This is a genomic window from Paenibacillus sp. SJS-P3, assembly GCF_056711585.1.
The window spans coordinates 4,607,728-4,629,569 of record NZ_CM160043.1 but is presented as its reverse complement, the minus strand read 5'-3'; the positions used below and the strand labels follow the sequence as shown (position 1 = coordinate 4,629,569).

Here is a 21,842-nt window from a genome sequence, read left to right as displayed (position 1 = left end):
GGTAGGATACAATTTATCAGAGAGGTTGTGGTCGCATGGATCTTAAGAATCCTCCGGTTTCTAATTTCATTCGCGCTATTGTCGTCGACGACGTGGAGAGCGGCCGCACGCAGCAAGTCGCAACCCGTTTTCCTCCCGAGCCGAACGGCTATTTGCATATCGGACATGCCAAGTCGATCTGTCTGAACTTCGAGCTCGCGGATGAATTCAAGGGCCGCACGAATCTTCGTTTCGACGATACGAATCCGGTCAAGGAAGATACGGAATTCGTGGAATCCATTCAGGAGGATGTGCGCTGGCTAGGCTTTGAATGGGAAGAACTGCGATTCGCATCCGATTATTTCGAGGAGTTCTATGAACGCGCTGTCCTCCTGATCCGCAAAGGGCTGGCGTATGTGGACGACTCCACTCCGGAGCAAATGCGCGAGCTTCGCGGAACTTTGACAGAGCCTGGCAAGAACAGTCCGTACCGCGATCGAAGCGTCGAGGAGAACCTGGATTTGTTCGCCAGGATGCGTGCGGGAGAATTCCCTAACGGAGCTCGCGTGCTGCGTGCCAAGATCGATATGAGCTCGCCGAACATTACGCTTCGCGATCCTGTCCTGTACCGCATCTCCCATTCCCATCATCACCGGACAGGGGATGCTTGGTGCATTTACCCGATGTATGACTATGCTCATCCGCTGGGTGACGCGATCGAGGGCATTACGCATTCGATCTGTACGCTTGAGTTCGAGGATCATCGTCCGCTGTATGACTGGACCATCGAGAACTGTGAAATGGAAGCCCGCCCTCGCCAGTACGAATTCGGCCGCCTCAACCTGACCAACACCGTCATGAGCAAGCGCAAGCTCAAGCAGCTCGTAGAAGAAGGCGCCGTTGACGGCTGGGACGATCCCCGGATGCCGACGATCAGCGCGCTCCGCCGCAAAGGCTTCACGCCAGAAGCCATCCGCACGTTCTGCCGCGAAATTGGCGTATCCAAAGCCAACAGCATGGTTGACGAGCAAATGCTGGATCATTTCATTCGTGAGGATCTCAAGCTGAAGGTTCCTCGTACGATGGCGGTCATTCGCCCTCTCAAGGTGACGATTACCAACTATCCCGAGGGCCAGGTGGAATGGCTCGAGGCCGAGAACAACAACGAGAACGAAGAAATGGGAACCCGGCAAATTCCGTTCTCGCGGGAAATCTATATCGAGCAAGACGACTTCATGGAAAACCCTCCAAGCAAGTACTTCCGTCTCTTCCCGGGCAATGAAGTTCGCTTGAAGCATGCCTACTTCATCAAGTGCGAAGAGGTCGTCAAGGATGAAGCCGGCAACGTGGTCGAGCTCCGCTGCACCTACGATCCGGAGACCAAGAGCGGAACCGGATTTACCGGACGTAAAGTCAAAGGCACGCTGCACTGGGTTGAAGCTTCCCATGCTATGGCGACCGAGTTCCGCCACTTCGAGCCGCTGATTACAAGCGAAGCCGAGGAAACCGGCAAGCCGTTCATGGAATGCTTGAACCCGAACTCGCTGGACATTCTGAACGGCTTCGTCGAGCCGGGAATGAAGGAAGCCGCAGCGGGCGACAAATTCCAATTTTTCCGCCATGGCTACTACAATGTGGATCCGAAGCTGTCCGATCCAGGCAAGCCGGTATTCAACCGCGTCGTGTCGCTGAAGAGTTCGTTTGATCCTGCTAAGGGCTGATGGGATTAGTTGCTTCTAATAAAAGAGTCGTTTGCATGTACGTCCTTGGACACTTGCAGACGACTCTTTTTGCTTGCCGACCAACTCTCCGACAACCATTCAGAAAACAAAAAGAGCGGCCCCGGAGGACCGCTCTTTCTACTGGAATCAAGAAGGATTAGTTCGAAAGACCAGAGATAGGCAGGTAGCGTGCGATCATTGTAGTTGCCTCGGCACGGTTGGCGAAGGAATTTCCAGCGATTTTTGTCGCGGATTGTCCTTTTACCACACCGGCTTTGACAGCTGCAGCAACCTCAGCTTTAGCCCATTGGAGATTCGCAGTGTCGGAGAATCCAGCCAGAGCTGCGTTTGCTTGCGCATCTGTCAGCTTCAGGGATTTACCGGCGTACTCCGCCGCGCGAACGACGATAGCAGCGAGTTCTTTGCGAGTGATAGGGCTGTTCGGGTTGAAGTTTCCTTTTTCATCTCCCATGACCAGACCCAGCTCAGCAGCCGCAGCTACCGTACCAGCGTACCATTTGGAAGATTGAACGTCGTTGAACTTGTAAGTTGCAGACGTTGCAGGAACTGCTCCCAGCGAACGAACTACCAGCGCTGCGAATTCTGCACGGGTGATACTGCGTTTAGGCTCGAACAGGTTTTTGCCTGTGCCTTCAACAACCAGCATCTCGGACAGAGTCGCGATGTCGTTCTTGGCCCAGTGAGTCAACGTGTCGTTGAAACGAACTGTTTTGCCTTGAATGACGGTGTAGATGGAAGCACCGTCACGCTTCAGCGTTGCGATCGTTTTGTTGTCAGCCGTTGCGAAGGTGCTAGGCACGAAGCTCAGCTCTTTCGCAGTCGGGTTGAACATAACGCCCGCTGCCGTTGCGGTAGCTGCGGAAGTCAGAGGAATCGTACGGGATACGAGTTGTCCGAACTTCTCGATAGCCACTTCTTTGCCACCGCCCATTGCTACGACACGGAAGTCGTAAGCATCGGCCAGTTGCGTAGCTCCGATTGCTTTCACGGCATTCGAAACAGCGTCAGCTGCTTCACCCGTCAGCTTCTTCATTTCCACGCGGATAACCAGATCCTTCAGCTCAACCCCGAGGGATTTAGCGAGATCAGCCAGTTTCAGAGCGGAAAGAGGAAGCGTGATGGAAACGCCTGCATCGTTGTAGATGGTCAGCGTTTTGCCGTTCAGCAGAGCGTCAGCAGGCAGGTACACGGTGTCAAGATTCGTTTTGATCTTGGCATCGGCATTTGCCGCAAGAAGAGCGATCAGCTGTTCACGGTTGACTTTACCGTCAGCACCTACCAGGTCACCGCCAGTTACCGGAGGGAAGAATCCTCCCGGGAAACCGCCGCCTGGAGTGTAGCCGTTGTAGACCAGTTTGCTTACAACACCATTATCAGCGCTCTTGTCGGAGTACTGCAGAGTGTAGTAAGTGGAGTAGGCCACGGATTCGTCCAGATTGTAGTAGTACTTACCGTCGGTGTATGTACTGTAAGTTGCATATACCGTTGTAGGTACCGTCGAGCCTGCAGCGTAGACCTGGATGGCGATACGGTTTTGACCGTCGATATAGACACTCTTAGCCGCATATGTGTCCGCATCTACGTATACCGAAGCCGTAACTTGGTTGTAATACGAGGAAGCGGATTGGAATCCAGAAGCTGCGAAGGCCAGAATCGGCGACAGCGCCGATACTACCATCATGAAAACGAGTAAAGTCGCTGTTTTCTTAGAAATAAGTTTTTTCATTTTCTATTTCACCTCCTTTCAAAATTAAGATCTAAAATACTCTAGTTTAAGTATTGTCTGAACTTGTAGGTTTTTGGGAATTTTTGAAGGCGTAATAGGTATTAAATCATAGTGTTAAAAAAAAGTAAAGGTTAAATGTGATAATTAAGAAATTATTGGTATTTAAATATGTTGTTGAAAACCAACTTTATTGAACTGCCATTAATTCATTAAGCAAATTGGCTTCGTTTGAATCAGATTGAATCAATTTTTCTTTCAAAGAGTCATCGTTTTGACCCTGCTTCGACAATGACGCCAGATAATAGCGCACAGCTTGGCGAGCGGTAGCGACTCGATTGGATTCAACTTGAGCATCTTGGGCCGGATCCGCCTCAAGAGAGTCCCCGGAGATCGGTTGAAGAATATTGGCAGCCTCTTGGTAGCGTCGGGATTGATAGAGAATCAAGCCAATTTTCTGTCTTGTCATGGGCGCGATATCAAACCTCTTGCCTTGAAGCTGCTCCGCGGGCAAGTTCTTGAGCTTGTCCATGCCAGATAGAATGCCCTGATAGATCTCCTGCGCTCGGTTCCATTTAGCCTCGAAGCCGCTGTTTCCGGCTTCTTTTTCGCTCAGCCCGATGTCGGTGTACTGCTGGATTCCCATTTCATAGAGGGTGATATCCCAAGGGAAGTTCTTCAAGCCTTCATCAATCAGAGCGAGGACCTGGTCGTCCTTTCCTTTAATGGCTGCGTTTTGGTAACGCGCCTGCAATATTTGACGCGAGTAAGGCTCATGAAGTTGCGCTTTTTGAAGAGATTTTTCGGCTTGGGTTAAATAATCGACATTTTTCGTCTGATTGAACACCTGCGTGAGCCAGTCAACCTTTACCAAAAGATACTGAGTGTTGGAAGGAGAAAGCTCGATTGCGCGATCCAACGGAGGGAAGATTTCTTCGATGGACCGCTGCTCCTTGCCCATAGTCAGGGCTTTGTCGAATTGAAGATAGGAAGCGTAGCTTCGACAGGTTATGATGCCGACTCCTAACGCCAAAACGATTAGAGCCGCGGGGTAGATACGGGTCAGCGCCGGCTTCTTGAAGCGGAACGACGTAAGGGCAGTCTCTTTACCGTAGCTTCCGATCATGCCGCCGAGAGCAAAGAAAAACATGGAGGCGAACGTGATATAGCTCATGTCGAAATCGAAAAGGCTGTGCAGTAGAAGCGAGATAGCAAAAATAAAGTAAACAAGCTGGCTGCCGCGTCTTTCTGGATGACGAATCCACAGGCGGATGAAGAGGACAAAAATCAAGACAAAGAAGCCGAAATGGATCAGCAGCCCGAGATAACCGGTTTCCACCAGCGTTTGAACAAGGTAGCTGTGAGCCTGATTGCTGGTGTACGGATTGCTCTGATATTTCTGGTAAAGCGCATTCCAGGCGCCCCCGCCGCCGCCCAGAATCGGGTAGTCAGCGGCAATTTTAAAGCCGTTTTCATAGAAGGTGCCCCGTTCCAGAACGCTGTGCTGCTTGAAGCTAATGTTCTCGAGACGGTCAGCCAAATTGGGTGGCAGCAGGCCGCGCACCGCATTGCTCGTGAGGACGATAGCAGCCGCTGCAGCGGCCAGAACAATCATGGCGACGGGAGTGACGACGAAAGAAATACGGCGCTTTGAGAAGGTCCGCAGCTTGTCTTGGAGCCAAGGCTCTATCCACCGGGAAACAATCAGGCTCAAAGCGGTGGCAGCAAGGGAAGCGCTGATCAGGATGCCCCAGACGGCCAATGCTTCCGAACTCCAGAAGGAGAGGACTTTCTCGGGGGGGACCTGGCTGCCTGCCTCGTTGAAGCGAAGCACTCGCTGCAGGATGGCGGCAGATTTGGTTTCAATGACGCTTAGGATGCTGAAGGAAACGATCACCGTCACTGCCAGATGAAGCAAAAAAGAGATCTGTCTGGCCAATCTCATGAAAGGAAGCGTGACCAGCACCGCCAGCGGAATAATGACAAGAGCGGCGCGCGAGTAGGTCAACATAAAGGAGATGAACGCAGGTACCAGCATGAAGGCGTGGATGGCCCTCCACCACCAGGCTCTGGCATGAGTCGCATAATAAGTTGATGCCAGCATGACGGCAATAAGCAGAGCGGCGTATGTATTGGGGTATTGGAATACGGAGGTCATCCGGTAATTGCCCAATTGAAACCAGAGGGCGTCCGGGTACCAGTGTTGTCCAAAGAGGTTGATAATTCCAAACCATACGAGTATATATGATGAACCCATAAGAATGAACTCCAACGCAGCTCTGGAATATTTGGTGTCGTTAAAATAGAGTCCAAATACGAAAAAACCGGCCAGCAAGAAGCTGATCATCGTCATAATATGGGAATAGTTGTCGGATGCTGCGTTTATGGAAGAAAGTCCAAATGACATAGGCAGGAGCCAAACAACAATGGATAAAATGGATTTCCAGCTCTTATCCTTCCAGACTTTGAAGAGATGTAAGGACATGACCAGAATGAAAACGAGCGAGAACAGCGAGGCGCCGACAAGCTTCTTTTCAAAGGAAAAGCCGTATCCATTGAAAAGGCCTGTGCGGAAAGAATAGAGAAAAAAGAATATTCCCGCCATGATAATTGCTGCCCATTTGATGAGGGAAAAGTCAGCTTCTTCCTTTTTGATATACTTGGGTACTGAAGAGTGTGGATTCATGGTAAACTCCCTTTTTGTCGAGTACAAGCTAGTTTCTATTTTAATCCGGATTTCCTTTCAATACAAAGAGTTTAGAGATGTTGGGAGTACCTTTTTTTACAAATCACGACAAAAAAATGTCCCTACAGCTTAGCTGTAGGGACATTTTTTGTTGTGGCAATTGAGCGGGATATTAGTTCGAAAGACCAGCGATAGGAAGGTAGCGTGCAATCATGGTTGCTGCTTCGGCACGATTTGCAGAAGCGTTGCCAGCAATCGTATTCGTGGATTGGCCGTTTACGATACCCGCTTTAATAGCGGAAGCAACTTCAGCTTTCGCCCATCCCAGAGCGGCGGTGTCCTTGAATCCAGCCAGAGCCGCGTTTGCTTCCGCATCCGTCAGCTTGATGGATTTTCCGGCATATTCCGCGGCACGAGCCACAATGGCTGCTACTTCTTTCCGCGTAATAGGCGCGTTCGGATTGAAGTTGCCTTTGTCATCACCGATGATCAGTCCGATTTCAGCAGCAGCAGCTACTGTACCAGCATACCATTTGGTGGAAAGCACATCGTTGAACGCTGTAGTCGACGATGCAGCAGGCTGTACTCCAAGCGAACGGATAACCAGTGCGGCGAATTCAGCACGGGTAATGCTGCGGTTTGGTTCAAACTGATTTTTACCCGTGCCTTCAAGTATCATTTTTGCGGAAAGCGATTCAATGGCGTCCTTGGACCAGAACGGCAAAGCGTCATTGAAGCGAGTCGATTTGCTTTGAATCACTGTGTAGATGGACATGCCGTTGCGCTTGAGAGTCGCAATCGTCTTGCCATTCTCCGATCCAAACGTGGAAGGCACAAAGCTCAGCTCTTTGGTGGTCGGATTGAACATGACGCCGATCGCATTCGTCGAAGATCCAATCATTGGAATGGTCCGGGATACGAATTGCCCGAATTTCTCGATTGCAATTTCCTTGCCTCCGCCAACAGCCGTAACTTTGAAGTCGTAAGCTTCAGCCAGTTGGGTTGCTCCGGTAGCTTTAACGGCTTCGGATACCGCCGTTGCAGCGCTACCTTCCAGCTGTTTCATTTCTACGCGGATGACCAGGTCCTTAAGATCGATTCCCATGGATTTGGCAAGAGCGGCCAAATTCATAGTAGACAGTGGCAGTGTGACCGATACGCCTGCTTCATTGCTGATTGTCAGCGACTTTCCGTTGACAAGAACATCAGCAGGAAGGTCCACAGAATTACCGGAAATCTTGAGCACGGCATTGGAACCGGCTTCCAGCACGCTGGTCAATTGATTGCGGTCTACTACTTGATTGTTGTTGCCACTTGCAGGAGGTGCGATGACAATGATTGGGAATCCAGGAATTCCGTTGTCTGGATTTTGAGTGCCTGGATCTTGGGTGCCTGGATCTTGGGTGCCTGGATTTTGAGTGCCTGGATTTTGAGTGCCTGGATCTTGGGTGCCCGGATCTGGGGTGCCTGGATCTTGGGTGCCCGGATCTGGGGTGCCTGGATCTTGGGTGCCCGGATCTGGGGTGCCCGGATCTGGGGTGCCTGGATCTTGGGTGCCCGGATCTGGAGTGCCCGGATCTGGAGTGCCCGGATCTGGAGTGCCCGGATCTGGGGTGCCCGGATCTGGAGTGCCTGGATCCTGGTTGCTTGGATCTGTTCCAGTATTATCGACACGATAAGATATTGCTCCATCTGCGAACTGGAGGACATAATAGGTTGAATAAGTGACATCAGTTGCATTGAAACTGAATACACGTCTATGACCAGTATCATATGTTTCAAAGGTGGCGTAGATAGTTTGAGCTACATTAGAGTTAGCTGCATATACGTTAATCGCAATACCTTTGTTAGAAACATTATAGATACTGTATGTAGCTTGATCAACGTAAATCGATCCCGTTACTGTACGGCCTGCAGCTGTAACATTTAAAAAGCCGGATCCTGTAAGTTGATTCTCTTGGGAATTCTCATCAGAAGTACATGTTCCAGTGCCTTGTTTGTAGACATCATAGGAAACGGCTCCATCGGCAAACTGAAGATTGTAGTAAGTCGAATAAGCCGCGCGCGTTACTTCTGTAGTATCAAAATCAAAAATTCCGCCGAAGTCATTGTCGTAAGTACGATATGTCGCATATACAACGTCAATCACTTTAGCATTGTCGCCATAAACAGAGATGGCAATTGTACCATCTTCTAATTTATAAGCGCCATAGGTTTCATCATCAACGTAAATCGATCCAGTCACTACACAATTTTGAGGAGTGGAGATGTCCTTGAAGCCGGAAGCAGCAAAAGCGAGAATCGGAGATAAAACGGACAAGAGCAAAAGGAAGACCAACGACGAAGCAATTTTGTTTCTGACTAAACCAGACAAGATATTTAACACGTCCTTTCTAGAAGTTATCTCCAGTTCTTCATGTCTTAGAAAATTCTCATAATCTGTCGACAATATAAGGCGCTGGAAATATTTTGACGATAGAAAGATTAAAACATAGGACTCGAGACCTTGTAAAGGGAAATTCTTGATATGGAACCAAATTGATACTGGAGGGGAAGGCTTTATATCTACTGAATTTTTTTTACTCAACTTTCGCAGAGCTAAAATCGCATTAAAAGCAGTTACAGCAAGGAAGGAAACGGTTTTGGAAAGGCATGTTGACAAAAATAGAAAAACACCCCTTCGTTTGGTTTGGTAAAGTGAGGATGTCGAGCTTCCACTACCACACAGAAGAGGTGTCTTTTCTATGATAGATCATAAAGAACTAAAGGGTACGAGGTGATGAAGGATGAGAATCAAAACGTGGATCCTGTCCGATAAATTCTGGGAAATGAATAAAGATAGACTTCCGGAACCTATTAAACGAGATTCTAACCTAACCAATAAGCGAAAGCCGGGCGGTGATCGAAAATCAACCGATCCAAGAAAAATGCTGGAATGATCCCTACCGGATGTTAATGGAACGCCGTTCCGTGTGAAATGGGAATTCCAGCACCCTCCATCGATACTTTTAATGCTGGAGCGAGGAAGGTTCTTTGAGCGACTGTGGCTCCTCGGCTGAGAATGGCAGAGTATAGATGGCAGTTTGGTTAAAGCACCGCTTGCTCTGAAGCTGTTGGGGAAAACCCGACGGATCGAGAAAAAAGAACCAAGAGAAGCGTGCTGGTCGACAAGAGTGGGCTTCCACTAGCTATCGTCATCGACGGGGCCAACCCGCATGATGTCAAACTGCTCGAAGAAACCCTGGATAAACCTTGTCCTTGAGCCACAAACGTCGACAGCCCCATTTATGTGCGGGTGCAGGATGCCCTTCAGCACGTCGTAGACCACGGTTACATCCCTCATATTAAGTCACGTTACTTTTTTTTCGGGAGCAGTACCTTCTTTGCTGTATAATGAGCGTATTGTAACGAAAGGTGTGAAGCCTCTTGTTCCAGCCTCAAATCTCATTTGCGTTCAGCCCTTTTACAGACTATACGACCTCATTGTGCCGAAGAACAACATGCTGCGTCAGATCAACGAGCTGGTGGACTTCTCTTTCGTCTACGACGAATTGAAAGCAAACTAATGCCTGAAGAAACGACGTAAGGCCATCGACCCGTGCGGATGTTTAAATATTTGCTTTTGAAAGCCATTTTCGAGCTGTCGGATGCGGATCTGGTTGAGCGTTCCCAGTACTACATGTCCATCAAGTAGTTTCATCAAATGACACCGGAAGAGCCTGTCATGATTAGAGTTCTTTAACCAAGTTCCGTAAATTACGGCTGAAGGACCTGAATCTGCTGGACTTGCTCATTGGCAAAACCGTCGAACTGGCTCGTGCACAAGGCATCCTAAAAAGCACCTCCATCATCGTAGATGCGACCCACACGAAAGCACGGTACAACCAGACGCGGGAGATTTTACAGGACCGTTCCCGAATATTGCGAAAAGGCATTTACACCATCGACGAATCACTGAAGTCCAAGCTGCCCATCAAGAACACGGTAGATACCCTCGAAGCCGAGATCGACTATTGTCAAAGGCTCATTGAGAGGACCGAAACCAAGCTGGGAATTCCGTTGCTACCCAAGATCACACAGCCGTTGAACCTACTCAAAGAAACGGTTGAAGATGACGTTGAGCAACTGCGCATCTCAAAAGATCAGGAAGCCCCAGTGGGCAACAAGAGCGCGGGCACTTCATTTCTCGGCTACAAGACACATATCGCCATGAGCGAGGAACGGATTATTACGGCGGCTGATGTGACGACGGGAGAGAAAACCGACGGCAAGCAACTGCAATCCCTCATCGAGAAAAGCAAAGCAGCAGGAATGGACGTGCAGACTGTGATTGGCGATACGGCCTATTCGAGAAGAATAACCTAATATACAACAAGGAAATTAACATTGAACTGGTTTCGAAGCTCAACCCGCTGATTACACAAGGGGCATGCAAGAAGGAAGATGAGTTCGAGATTAACAAGGACGCAGGCATGTACGTATGGCAGGCCATATGGCGATTCATAAAGCACGGCAAGAGGGATGCTACAAAGAAGGAGCCAAGAATTCAGGAGAACACGCGGAGCAAATGGCTTTTCAGGAAACAGAGTCCTTTAAAGAAAAAGCGAAAGAACGCTATAAAATAGAAGCAAAAACAGCGAGCTCAAAAATTCGGCGGTATTCTTCGTTTCGCCTGCGCACTCATTGTCTGGAGAAAATGGTCGGTGTGTTCATGTTCACTAATATTTATTTTGGGATAGGCTCTATATTAAAACAAAACCAGCCAGCAGCTTGAGGACATGGCAAGGTGCTAAAGGGAGGGAGCGAAATATAGGATGTATATCAGGTATCGTCCTTTCAATCCTTGTAGAGATGAACTGCCATCTCAGGATCTAGGAAAATATCTCAATCATCAGAATCGCTACCGATTTGAAATAGTTAGTAAAATTCTCCCTTTTTAGGTGGTGAAGGTTGTCGATTCATGGTAAACTCCTTTTTAGTGGATTCAGTAATATGCATTCGAAATATATATCCCGAAAAGTTGCTTAGAAAGTGCAAAAGATTGTCGGATAAAGGAGATTGTGCTGTGTTTGCTTTCAAAAAATTTAAATGGTTCTTGCTTTTTCTTGCCAGTTTGCTTTTAATTAATGGCTTGTTATACTTCATCTCATCCTCTGATGGGATGTATGACATAAAATTTGAAGCGAGTAACAAGGCAGATACATACATTCAATTGTATTATGGAATTGACGATAATTTCATGGAAAATCAATCATTTAAACAAGATATTCAAAAAAGCGCTCGTATAGATGGTAAAGTTCAGGGATCTTTTTTGCGTATTGATTTAGGAGAAGACGGAGGGAAATGGGAACTTAGCCCCTTAGTTCTTTCAACTCGTTTTAACAATTACAAAATAGTTTGGTCAGAGAATATTGTCAAAAAGAAAAATCAAATTTCATCGATTGAATATATTTCAGAGAAGGCTAAAATAGGGGCAGATGGCCATGACCCTTATCTTGAAGTGAATGTTCCTAATTCCATACTTAATTCTATGAAAGAGGATTTCAAAAAACAAAATCTTTTAAAAAATTTTCTGGTTTCTATTATTCCAGCAATTTTGTTCGCCTTTGTCATACAAAGAAGGAAATTGATTGTATCTTGGATAAGGGAGTTTTATGCTCAGAGGCATTTAATAGGCAATCTTTCCAAAAATGATTTCAAAACCAAGTATGCTGGGTCCTACCTTGGTTTTATTTGGGCGTTTATCCAACCCGCTATGACTGTTTTAATATACTGGTTTGTTTTTCAAATTGGGTTCAGAGCTGGGCCGGTGCAGGATGCTCCTTATATTTTGTGGTTGATAGCGGGTCTCGTGCCTTGGTTTTTCTTCTCGGATGCCGTCACGAATGGTTGTTATAGTTTGCTTGAGTATAATTATTTAGTCAAAAAAATTGTCTTTAATATCAATATTCTTCCTATAGTCAAATTAGTCTCAAGTTCATTTGTTCACATTTTCTTTGTGAGTTTGTCCTTGGTCGTATTTGGGATATATGGATATTATCCTGATATGTACTATGTTCAAATTATATACTATTCATTTTGTATGATCGTTCTTGCATATGCTTTATCGCTTTTGACTTCGTCTTTAATTCTGTTTTTAAAGGATATCGGACAATTTATCAGCATCGTTATGCAATTCGGAATGTGGCTAACGCCAATCCTGTGGAATATTACAATAATGCCTCATAAATTCCAATGGTTGATGAAAATTAATCCAATGTTTTACGTTGTAGAAGGTTATAGAGATGCCCTAATCGGCCACGTCTGGTTGGCAGATCATTATTATCAAACACTATATTTTTGGACATTTACCTTGGTGGTGCTTTGGATCGGAACGGTTGTTTTTAAGCGATTAAGACCCCATTTTGCTGATGTTCTTTAAAGCTTGGAGGTAATGAATTTGGCTATTCTAATAGATGCGAAAAATATAAGTAAAACATATAAACTCTACGGTAAGCCGGTTGATCGACTGAAGGAAGCTGCGAGTTTGACACGGAAAAAATATAATCGGGAGTTTAATGCGCTCTCCAATATCAGTGTTGAAATCGATAAAGGTGAAATTGTTGGCATTATTGGAAAAAATGGATCGGGTAAATCGACGTTGCTCAAAATCATTACGGGCGTGGTATCTCCTTCTTCCGGTTCCATTGAAGTTAATGGGAAAATCTCAGCCCTATTGGAACTGGGAGCGGGATTTAATTTAGAATATACCGGTTTGGATAATATTTATTTAAACGGATTGATGCTCGGTTTTTCAAAAGAAGAAATGAACCAAAAGTTGAATGACATTTTGGAGTTTGCGGATATTGGGGATTTTATTCACCAGCCGGTGAAATCATATTCGAGTGGAATGTTTGCTAGGCTTGCTTTTTCAGTTGCTATAAATGTCGATCCTGACATCTTGATCGTTGATGAGGCTCTAGCTGTAGGTGATCTGAAATTTCAAATTAAATGCATGGAGAAATTTAACGAGCTTCGTTCGAGAGGGAAAACTATTCTCTTTGTTTCTCATGACATTAATAGCATCAAACGGTATTGTCACCGAGTCATCTGGATTAACGAAGGGGTGGTCGTGGCTCAAGGCCATACCGAAACCATATGTGACAAATATACCGACTACCTAAAATATGGAACGCTTGACACTGCGGCCGCTTCAGAGGAAATAATCAACATAATACCGGGTGAACGAGTTTTGAGCGCTGATACTATCGGTTACATCGAATCGTTTATCGTCAAAAGCGCGTTGGGCGCAGAAGTGGAAGAAGTAGTCTACGGAGAACCTTTGAATGTTGAAATCGAATTTGTGATGAATAAATCTGATCTTCAATCCATTGTAGTGGGAGTTGCGATCCATACAATCGACAATATCTACGTAAGCGGCTTAAATACATTGTTGGATAATCATAGAATTGAATATAAACTTGGTTTAAATAAAGTGAAGTTAGTCTATGACAAGATCATTTTGTTAGGTGGTTCTTATTCTTTTGATGTAGCCCTTTTTGAAGCTAATGCACATGTGCCAATCGACTACAAGGCTAAAGTAAAAACATTTTTCGTGAAATCTCCTTATGTGGCCGAAGGATTAATTGCTATGGATCACAATTGGAAGTGAGGGGAGACAGACAAATGAAATACAATTTTGAATTGGATTTGTCCACGGCTAATTCACTTTCCATCCTTGCGAGCCGTATTAAACCAGGGAGCACGGTGTTGGAGTTTGGGCCAGCTTCAGGGCGGTTTACAAAATATTTAAAGCAATATCTAGGATGCATAGTATATATTGTCGAATTAGACCCTGATTCTGCTGCGCAAGCCTCATTATTTGCAGAAAAAACGTTGGTTGGAAATATTGAAAATTACGAATGGCTTACCGAATTTGCCCATGTATCGTTTGATTATATTGTTTTTGCTGACGTACTTGAGCATCTCATACAGCCAAGAAAAGTGCTCCAAAATTGTAATAAGCTTTTGAAAGAAAATGGGTCCGTCCTCATCTCAATCCCGAATGTAGGTCATAGCAGCATCGTGATCAATTTATTTAACAATAAATTTGAATATCAGAAAATCGGATTATTGGACGAGACGCATTTAAAGTTTTTTACAAAAGAAAATCTCGAAATGATGATTGATGAAGCGGGTTACAAAAGTATATATAAAAATGCTGTTTATAAATATTTGGAAGAAACAGAATTTAACGTTTATTTCGATCAATTGCCTAAGGCACTTCAATATGATTTTAAAAACAGAGCTTACGGAAATGTATACCAGTTCGTCTACGAAATAAAAAATAAAGAAACAAGCTCAGCAGAGACGGATAATCGCCTTGAAACCTATGCGGATATGTATTTTTCTCAATTGTATTTTGATACTGGTGAAGGTTTCTCTGAAGAGCGGAGCCTCAAAAAGCCTTTGTCTGTTACCAATCGAGCAATTCGTTTGGAAATTAAGAGGGAATTCCGGAGCCAGCCTTTACAAAGGCTCAGGTTCGACTTTATAAATTCAAACGCTATTCTTAAAATGCAGAAAATCTACGCGGTCGACAAGGATTCCCTATCACACCCATTACTATGGAATGAATCCAATCATCACTTTAATAGAGATGAACTTTTTATATATAGCACAGAAGATCCATATCTTATTTTCGATAAACTACCAGATAAAGAAATAACTGAAATAGTAATCGAACTAGAATTTTTACAGGTAGACTTTTATATACACGATGCGGTTTATCAAGCTATTACCGATCAAAAGTACACTATTGACGAACAACATCAAAATATACTTAGAATGGAAATTGATTCAAATACACACTTAGAAGAATTAAATGCACTCAAAGCTCAAATGAAAGCAGTTCAATTACAAATGAATGAAGCTGCCGCTGCACTCGAAGAGTTGAAGGCTGAACGCTCAAAGCTGAATGATCTGCTTATTGAAGCAAATCGAAAGAATAATACGATTAAAGCGTTTCTTAAAGACGAGAAAGACGAAAATCAAAACAAGACCATTCGTATCAATGAACTTGAGCAATCTGTGGCAAACGTAGAAAACAATAATAAATTTCTAAGAGATAGATTATTAAAAATGCTCTATACATCGCCTTACAAACGTCCAAGTCGATACCTTAAGCTTAGACGTGAATATCGTTCGACTGAGGAGAATTTCAAATGATTAGCTTGGCGATTATGGAATTAAACCAGATTGTTGCTCGAAACAAGCCTAAGAATTCTATGGGTAGAAGCAATCTAGGACTTGAAGTAGTTGAAGTCGCTAATGTGGGTGGTAAAGACGGTTCGTTATTTCTTTTGGATAATATCAAAGAAAAGTTCTCCATTACGTTTAAGATGGATAAAAGACATCGCTATTTTAAAATTATTTATCGATTCGAAAGCATTGAAGCGGATGCTTCTGTCAGCATAGAGAGCGATGAGGGACAAAAATTTGATATTGGTAAGACGGGGACGACCACCGTTGTCTATTATTCCCGATTTGAAAAAGAAACGAATCGTATTTCGTTCCAGCTAGCAGATACATCATTCTTTTCATTGGGCCAGATTGAAATATTAGGAATTACAGAGTCAGAATATATACTGAGAAAAGCAGAGCAATACTCCAAAAAAGTTCTGAAGCTTATTAAGCAGCAGCCTCATTTGAAAAAGCGGTTTTTCGAAGAGATGAAAGCAAACGGTTGGAAACAAGCCTTGTGGCTTATTAAGAACAAAGCTCAATCCAGCAACCTTGCTGAAACAAATGTAATCACTACCTCAGAGCCCCATCATGTGTCAGTTAAGGTTGATAACGGTGTGTTGGTTATTTCTCATGACGCTCAACGTGCAGGAGCCGCAATTCTCGCTCTCAATATTTGCAGAACTTTGAAATACGATTATAAAAAACAGGTCCATATTATATTGATGCAAGGCGGGCCGAATGAAAAAGAATTCGAGAAGTATGGGACTGTTTACAACCTTCATCAATCTTCCTTGTCCTATCTTGAAAATGAGAATTCGGTGATGTCACTATTAAGGGAAATCGCATCTTTAGGCATCAAATATTGTATTGCAAACACGGTCGTGACTGGAAGTCTGACCGAGGCGCTTAAAAAAGCCGGAATAAAAACGGTCAATCTTGTGCATGAGTTACCTACCTCCATAAAAACATATCATTTCTCCGAAGGCGCGAAAAAAACCAGTAATTACTCGGACTATATCGTCTTTCCCAATTACTTTGTTAAAAACGAGTTCAAAGGTTTGTTCGAGGTTGAAGAGGATAAAATCATTGTTCAACCACAAGGTGCCTATGCACGAAACCATCTTTCGATGTCTAAAGAAGACGCCAGAAGGAAGATCTGTAAGGAACTTAACCTTCCTGAAGACAGCCAATTGGTCATAAATTGCGGATATGCTGATATGAGGAAAGGGATAGATTTGTTTTTTGAAGTGGCTAAATCGGTGGTCATGGAATTGTCTCTTAAAAAGGTTCATTTTCTGTGGGTCGGAAACACGGATCAAATCCTTAAGCTCTGGCTTCAACATGATGCCGAGAAAATTGGAATGGATAAGAATTTTCATTTTGTAGGTTTCACTGACAAACCGCAATTGTATTTCCAAGCTTCAGATCTGTTCCTTCTTACATCGAGGGAGGATCCATTTCCGACAGTCGTACTTGAGGCGCTGGATAGCCGGACACCAGTTGTCGCCTTTAAGGATGCAGGCGGCATTCCGGAATTGTTGGAAGAAATTGGTGGCGTAAGCGTAGACTACTGCAATACGGGCCAAATGGCTGAGGCAGTAAGGAATATCCTTCTTCCATCCCATGATAACGTAGCCATGTTGGATAGGGGTAAAGCCATTATTGATGAAAAGTATAACCATGAGAAATATGTGGCTACTCTCTTATCAATTCTTGAAGAGAAGGATGTTGACCTCATCCTTAAAAAAGCTCATTCATCATCCTATAAAGTATCTGTTGTTATTCCCAATTACAATTATGAGACATTTTTGGAAGAAAGAATTCTCTCTATTACTCGTCAGACAGTAAAACCTTATGAAATTATATTTCTTGATGATTGTTCGAAGGATAATAGCGTGAAAAAAGCTAGATCCCTGCTGGAGGTCAGCGGAATTCCATTTAAAATCATTGAAAACCAAACGAATAACGGATGTTTTAGGCAATGGATTAAAGGGATCAAGGAAGCATCTGGTGATTTGATATGGATTGCGGAAGCAGACGACGTATGTGAACTTCATTTGATCGAAAGCCTCATCCCTGCTTTTGACAATCATGAGGTCAGTCTCTCTTACTCCCAATCTCAAATCATTAACGAATTTTCAGAGCGTGTTCCGTTTTCTTATACCGATTATACCAATGATTTGTCTAAAGAAAAGTGGTTGTCCAAATACGTGCTTTCCGGTCAGGAAGAGGTTGTTCAGGGCCTGGCAATCAAAAACACGATTCCAAACGCAAGCGCGGTTATTATGAGAAAATCGGCGTTGTCTTCCATTGAAGAAGTTTTGTCTCGCTTTGAAATTTGCGGAGATTGGCTTACTTACCTCTACGTACTAAAGGAAGGGAAGATCTCATTCCAGCCAGAAATTTTAAACTTCCACCGCAGACATTCCAAAAGCATTATTAGTGTTCAGGAACAATCCGTCAAGCTTTATCAAGAACTAATCGAAGTGAAAAAGATCATTCTTGACGCGTTTGAACTTCCTGCATCGATGAAGGAACGGTTTTTAGATCATCTCAGATCCGAGTACAAGCGTCTTGGATGCAAAGGGGCTGCCTCAGATATTCTGGAAGAAAACCCGTTTCTGTCGCCAGCGTTTAATGAATTGAAGGGGAATTACGACGCTCAGCTTCAGCAGCGCAATTATTTGGGCTCTCGTCAAAAAATTCTTCTTGTTGCTCCAGATTTTGAAATCGGTGGCGGGCAGATGTTGGTTATGAGGATGGCTAACTTTTTTACGGCGTACCATGACGTTTATGTTTGCAATGCTCGTCCTGGCCTAAGTCAGGAGCAATTAGTCTCAATGCTTTCACCGTCCATTACCATTACTCCTTCTTTTACAACGGCGGAAGAAATGAATATTTATATCGAAATGGAAGGGATTCAAATCGTCAACTCCCATATTTGGTGGTCGGATAAGCTTTGTTATCAGGCCCTCAAAAATAATTTTGGAGTTAAATGGATTATTTCGATGCATGGATGTTACGAAGCCATCAGCGAGCAGCCTTCTATCGATAGGGAGTTCGCTAAATTGGTCGATAAAATGTTCAAGCGTGCTGATCACATCATATATGCCACGGATAAGAATAAGCAGATATTTGAGCAAGTATCGGTTCCTGAGGAAAAGAGAAGCAAAATATACTACGGATACAAGCTGCAGAACATTCCAACTAAACATATGAGCGATCTCGGTATTTCTCCTGATTCATTTATCTTTGGTCTGGTATCAAGAGGAATCAAAGAAAAGGGATGGGAAGAAAGCATCCAATCTGTCGTAAGGATGCAGGAAGAGGGCCTGAATGCTCACTTAATTCTTATCGGAGCAAGCGACTATGTGGTGGCTTTGAAGCTTCAATACTCCGATTACCCGTATATTCACTTTATTCCTCCGATTACGGAACCATCCGGATGGATTGGCTGGGTGAAGATGTTTGATGTTGGTCTTCTGCCATCTTATTTTGTTTCCGAAAGTTTGCCTAATACGGTCATTGAGTATTTGGCATATGGAAAACCTGTAATCTCGACTGATATTGGAGACATCAAATATATGATTACAGCTCCGGAAGGCAATGCGGGCTTGCTATTGGAGCTCAATGAGAACCGACACCTGGATTGGATGCTCCTGTATCAAGCGATGCGTTCCTTATATTTGGACCAGGAACTTCGAGAACAGTTGACTCTCAACGTTCCAATGCTGTTCGAGCAATTCCAAATGGAAACGTTCGCGTCTAATTACTTTAGCTTATACACCGAAGACACAAAACAGGGAGTTGCGATATGAGTTCATTTTTGCTTCTCGGGGGTGCAGGATTCATTGGCTCCAACCTGGCTGAGCTTCTCCATTCGCAAGGGCATCGAGTTACTATCTATGACCGAAATGTAGAGGATAAGGTTCATTCTTCTGTGTTTGATCTCATTGAAGGAAATTTCTTCGAGGAGCAGGATTTTGAAAAGATTGTAAGCAACCATCAAGTCGTCATTCATCTTATTAGTAGTATTGCCCCAGCAAGCTCAATGGAACACCCTCGAATCGGATATGAAAAAGATCTCTTGAAGACCTTGGAACTGATCGAGATTTGTCGGAGCCAATCCAAAAAAGTCATATTCATCTCTTCCGGAGGGACTGTTTACGGAAGGCAGCATTCCTCTCCGATTAAAGAAGAGGCGATGACATATCCAGTTAATCACTACGGAAACATGAAGCTTGCGATTGAAAAGATGTTACTGATGTACAATGATCTCTACCAAATGGAAAACATTGTATTGCGGGTGGCGAATCCTTACGGCAAAGGACAGATCCCAACTAAGCGAATCGGCGCTATATCTGTTTTCATCGATCATATCTTGATGGGAAAAACCATTATGATCTTTGGAGATGGCTCGACAGTCAGAGATTATATTGAGATCAAAGACGTATGCCAGTCGATATCACTTGCTGTCGCCTATCAGGTACGCAGCGATGTTCTTCCGGTTTTTAATGTGGGGACTGGAAAAGGGACTAGCATTAAAGAGATTATCGAAAAAATTGAGGAACAAACAAATGTAAAGGCTAAGATTCAATATTTGGAAAATCGACCGTTTGATGTCGATTACAACGTGCTTGATATTTCCAAAACTGAAGAGGAGCTTGGGTTCACGCCAAGCGTAGAGATTGACGAAGGCATTAAGCTTTGCGTATCGGAGTATATCTCCAAGACAGGCTACTCATGAGCGTAACGATTGTCATTCCCAATTACAATGGTGAGCAATATATCCAGGAGTGCTTAAATTCGCTCAGGAATCAAAGTTATACCGACTTTGACATTGTATTCGTGGATAACGGTTCATCGGATCAAAGCGTCGCTATGGTTGCGAATAACTACAGCGAGGTTAGAATAATCAAACTTGAAAGAAATTTGGGCTTCAGTGCAGCCGTAAACATGGGTATCCGACAAGCGCAAAGAAAATATGTAGTCCTTCTAAATACGGATACAAAAGCAACTGACAACTGGCTTGAAGAGCTAGTATCAGAAATAGAGCTTCATCCAAACGCTTTTTCTTGTTCGAGTAAAATGCTTCAGTTTCATCGTCCTGACTTGATCGATGATGCTGGAGATGAATTCACAGTCTTTGGATTTGCTTATCAAACCGGTCACGGACAACCTGTAAATTATTATCCAAATAGCAGGAAAGTGTTCAGTTCATGTGCAGGGGCGGCCATCTATAAACGAGAATTGTTTGATAAAATTGGTTTATTCGATGAACGATTCTTTGCCTATATGGAAGATGTAGATATCGGGTTCAGGGCCATGATCCTTGATTATGAAAACATCTACTGCCCAACGGCCATTATATATCATGTCGGCAGCGCTACAAGCGGCGGGGGGATCAATAGCTTTAAATTAAGGCTGACAGGGAGAAACACGGTATACCTGCTCCTTAAAAATATGCCGCCGTTATTGCTTGGATTAAACGCCCCCTTTATTGTTGCCGGGAGCTTGCTCCGACTTCTGATGCTCAGAGACAAGCCTCGCAGGAAAGCTTATATGGAAGGCATATTAGAAGGATGGAAGAATCGCAAGACTTTTGAGAAGACTAGAAACTCTCTATTTGCTCTCAGATGGCTTCGAATTGAATTCAGACTCCTTTCCAGCAGCTGGATATACGTGCAATATAAATTACTTTCTAGGAGGACCTGAAAATGAAAGGTATCGTATTGGCAGGCGGAACGGGATCTCGGCTCTATCCGCTGACTAAAGTCACGAACAAACATCTGTTGCCTGTGGGCAAATATCCTATGATCTATCACTCGATTGCAAAACTCAAACAGGCTGACGTTACGGATATTCTCATCGTGACCGGTAAGGAACATATGGGGGATGTCGTGAATTTGCTTGGAAGCGGGCATGAATACGGCGTATCCCTGACATATAAGGTACAGGATCAAGCAGGTGGTATCGCACAAGCTCTTGGGTTGGCAGAGCAGTTTGTGGGAGACGATCAAATGGTCGTCATTCTTGGTGATAACGTCTTCTCCGATTCTATTCAATCTTACGTCCATAACTTCAAAATTCAAAAGGATGGGGCAAAAATTCTTTTACAAGAGGTACACGATCCTCAGCGATACGGCGTTCCCGAATTGGATGGAGATCTTATCGTTTCCATTGAAGAAAAGCCCGCGGCACCGAAGAGCAATTATGCTGTAACAGGAATTTACATGTATGACAGTAGTGTATTTGATGTCGTTAGAACCCTGAAACCATCAGGTCGAGGAGAACTTGAAATAACGGATGTCAACAATGCCTATATCTCTTTGAAAACATTGACATATGATATTTTAGAAGGTTGGTGGACGGATGCAGGAACCCATTCCTCCCTCACCCATGCCAATGAGCTTGCTAAGGACCTTATTCTAGGTAATGAGTTTGGCAAGTTGAAGCTGTAAATCAATTTTTGTTAAAGGCAGGTGCA

At 44.2% G+C, this 21,842-nt stretch carries 11 protein-coding genes and 1 pseudogene; 9 read left to right on the top strand and 3 right to left on the bottom strand.

Going from position 1 to position 21,842, the window contains the following annotated elements; genetic code table 11:
- Positions 1-35: 35 nt before the first annotated feature.
- Positions 36-1,700 carry a glutamine--tRNA ligase/YqeY domain fusion protein gene (locus AC06G8_RS21145; RefSeq protein ID WP_480283844.1) on the top strand — a complete coding sequence of 555 codons (1,665 nt, stop codon included), beginning with the start codon at positions 36-38 and terminating at the stop codon, positions 1,698-1,700.
- A 157-nt stretch (positions 1,701-1,857) separates the two neighbouring features.
- Here AC06G8_RS21145 and AC06G8_RS21140 read toward each other — a convergent pair whose 3' ends face one another.
- From AC06G8_RS21140 to AC06G8_RS21130, 3 genes are all read right to left on the bottom strand, one after another.
- The gene (locus AC06G8_RS21140; protein ID WP_480283843.1) at positions 1,858-3,447 is read right to left on the bottom strand and encodes an S-layer homology domain-containing protein; all 1,590 of its coding nucleotides are present in this window, start codon (positions 3,445-3,447) and stop codon (positions 1,858-1,860) included.
- Between the two features lie 187 nt (positions 3,448-3,634).
- Positions 3,635-6,130, bottom strand: a complete 2,496-nt coding sequence (locus tag AC06G8_RS21135) for an O-antigen ligase family protein (protein ID WP_480283842.1) — start codon at positions 6,128-6,130, stop codon at positions 3,635-3,637.
- 172 nt (positions 6,131-6,302) lie between these two features.
- Positions 6,303-8,792, bottom strand: coding sequence for an S-layer homology domain-containing protein (locus AC06G8_RS21130; protein ID WP_480283841.1), 2,490 nt, complete (start codon positions 8,790-8,792; stop codon positions 6,303-6,305).
- Between the two features lie 754 nt (positions 8,793-9,546).
- On the opposite strand from AC06G8_RS21130, the pseudogene AC06G8_RS21125 reads away from it, so the two are divergent.
- The 8 genes and pseudogenes from AC06G8_RS21125 (at position 9,547) to AC06G8_RS21090 (ending at position 21,816) form a co-directional block, all read left to right on the top strand.
- A pseudogene (locus AC06G8_RS21125) lies at positions 9,547-10,904 on the top strand (transposase).
- Between the two features lie 291 nt (positions 10,905-11,195).
- A complete protein-coding gene (locus tag AC06G8_RS21120; protein WP_480283840.1) occupies positions 11,196-12,551 on the top strand; it encodes an ABC transporter permease in 1,356 nt (451 codons plus the stop codon).
- A gap of 12 nt (positions 12,552-12,563) precedes the next feature.
- Positions 12,564-13,781, top strand: a complete 1,218-nt coding sequence (locus AC06G8_RS21115; RefSeq protein WP_480283839.1) for an ABC transporter ATP-binding protein — start codon at positions 12,564-12,566, stop codon at positions 13,779-13,781.
- A gap of 14 nt (positions 13,782-13,795) precedes the next feature.
- A complete protein-coding gene (locus AC06G8_RS21110; protein ID WP_480283838.1) occupies positions 13,796-15,337 on the top strand; it encodes a class I SAM-dependent methyltransferase in 1,542 nt (513 codons plus the stop codon).
- Positions 15,334-19,173 (top strand): glycosyltransferase, encoded by a 3,840-nt coding sequence (locus AC06G8_RS21105; protein WP_480283837.1) that lies wholly within the window; start codon positions 15,334-15,336, stop codon positions 19,171-19,173. The genes AC06G8_RS21110 and AC06G8_RS21105 overlap by 4 nt, the downstream gene beginning before the upstream one ends.
- Positions 19,170-20,102, top strand: coding sequence for an NAD-dependent epimerase/dehydratase family protein (locus tag AC06G8_RS21100; RefSeq protein WP_480283836.1), 933 nt, complete (start codon positions 19,170-19,172; stop codon positions 20,100-20,102). The genes AC06G8_RS21105 and AC06G8_RS21100 overlap by 4 nt, the downstream gene beginning before the upstream one ends.
- Positions 20,099-21,070, top strand: coding sequence for a glycosyltransferase family 2 protein (locus AC06G8_RS21095; protein WP_480283835.1), 972 nt, complete (start codon positions 20,099-20,101; stop codon positions 21,068-21,070). The genes AC06G8_RS21100 and AC06G8_RS21095 overlap by 4 nt, the downstream gene beginning before the upstream one ends.
- Before the next feature lie 2 nt (positions 21,071-21,072).
- On the top strand, positions 21,073-21,816 hold the full coding sequence (locus AC06G8_RS21090) for a sugar phosphate nucleotidyltransferase (protein WP_480283834.1): 744 nt from the start codon (positions 21,073-21,075) through the stop codon (positions 21,814-21,816).
- Positions 21,817-21,842 lie beyond the last annotated feature (26 nt).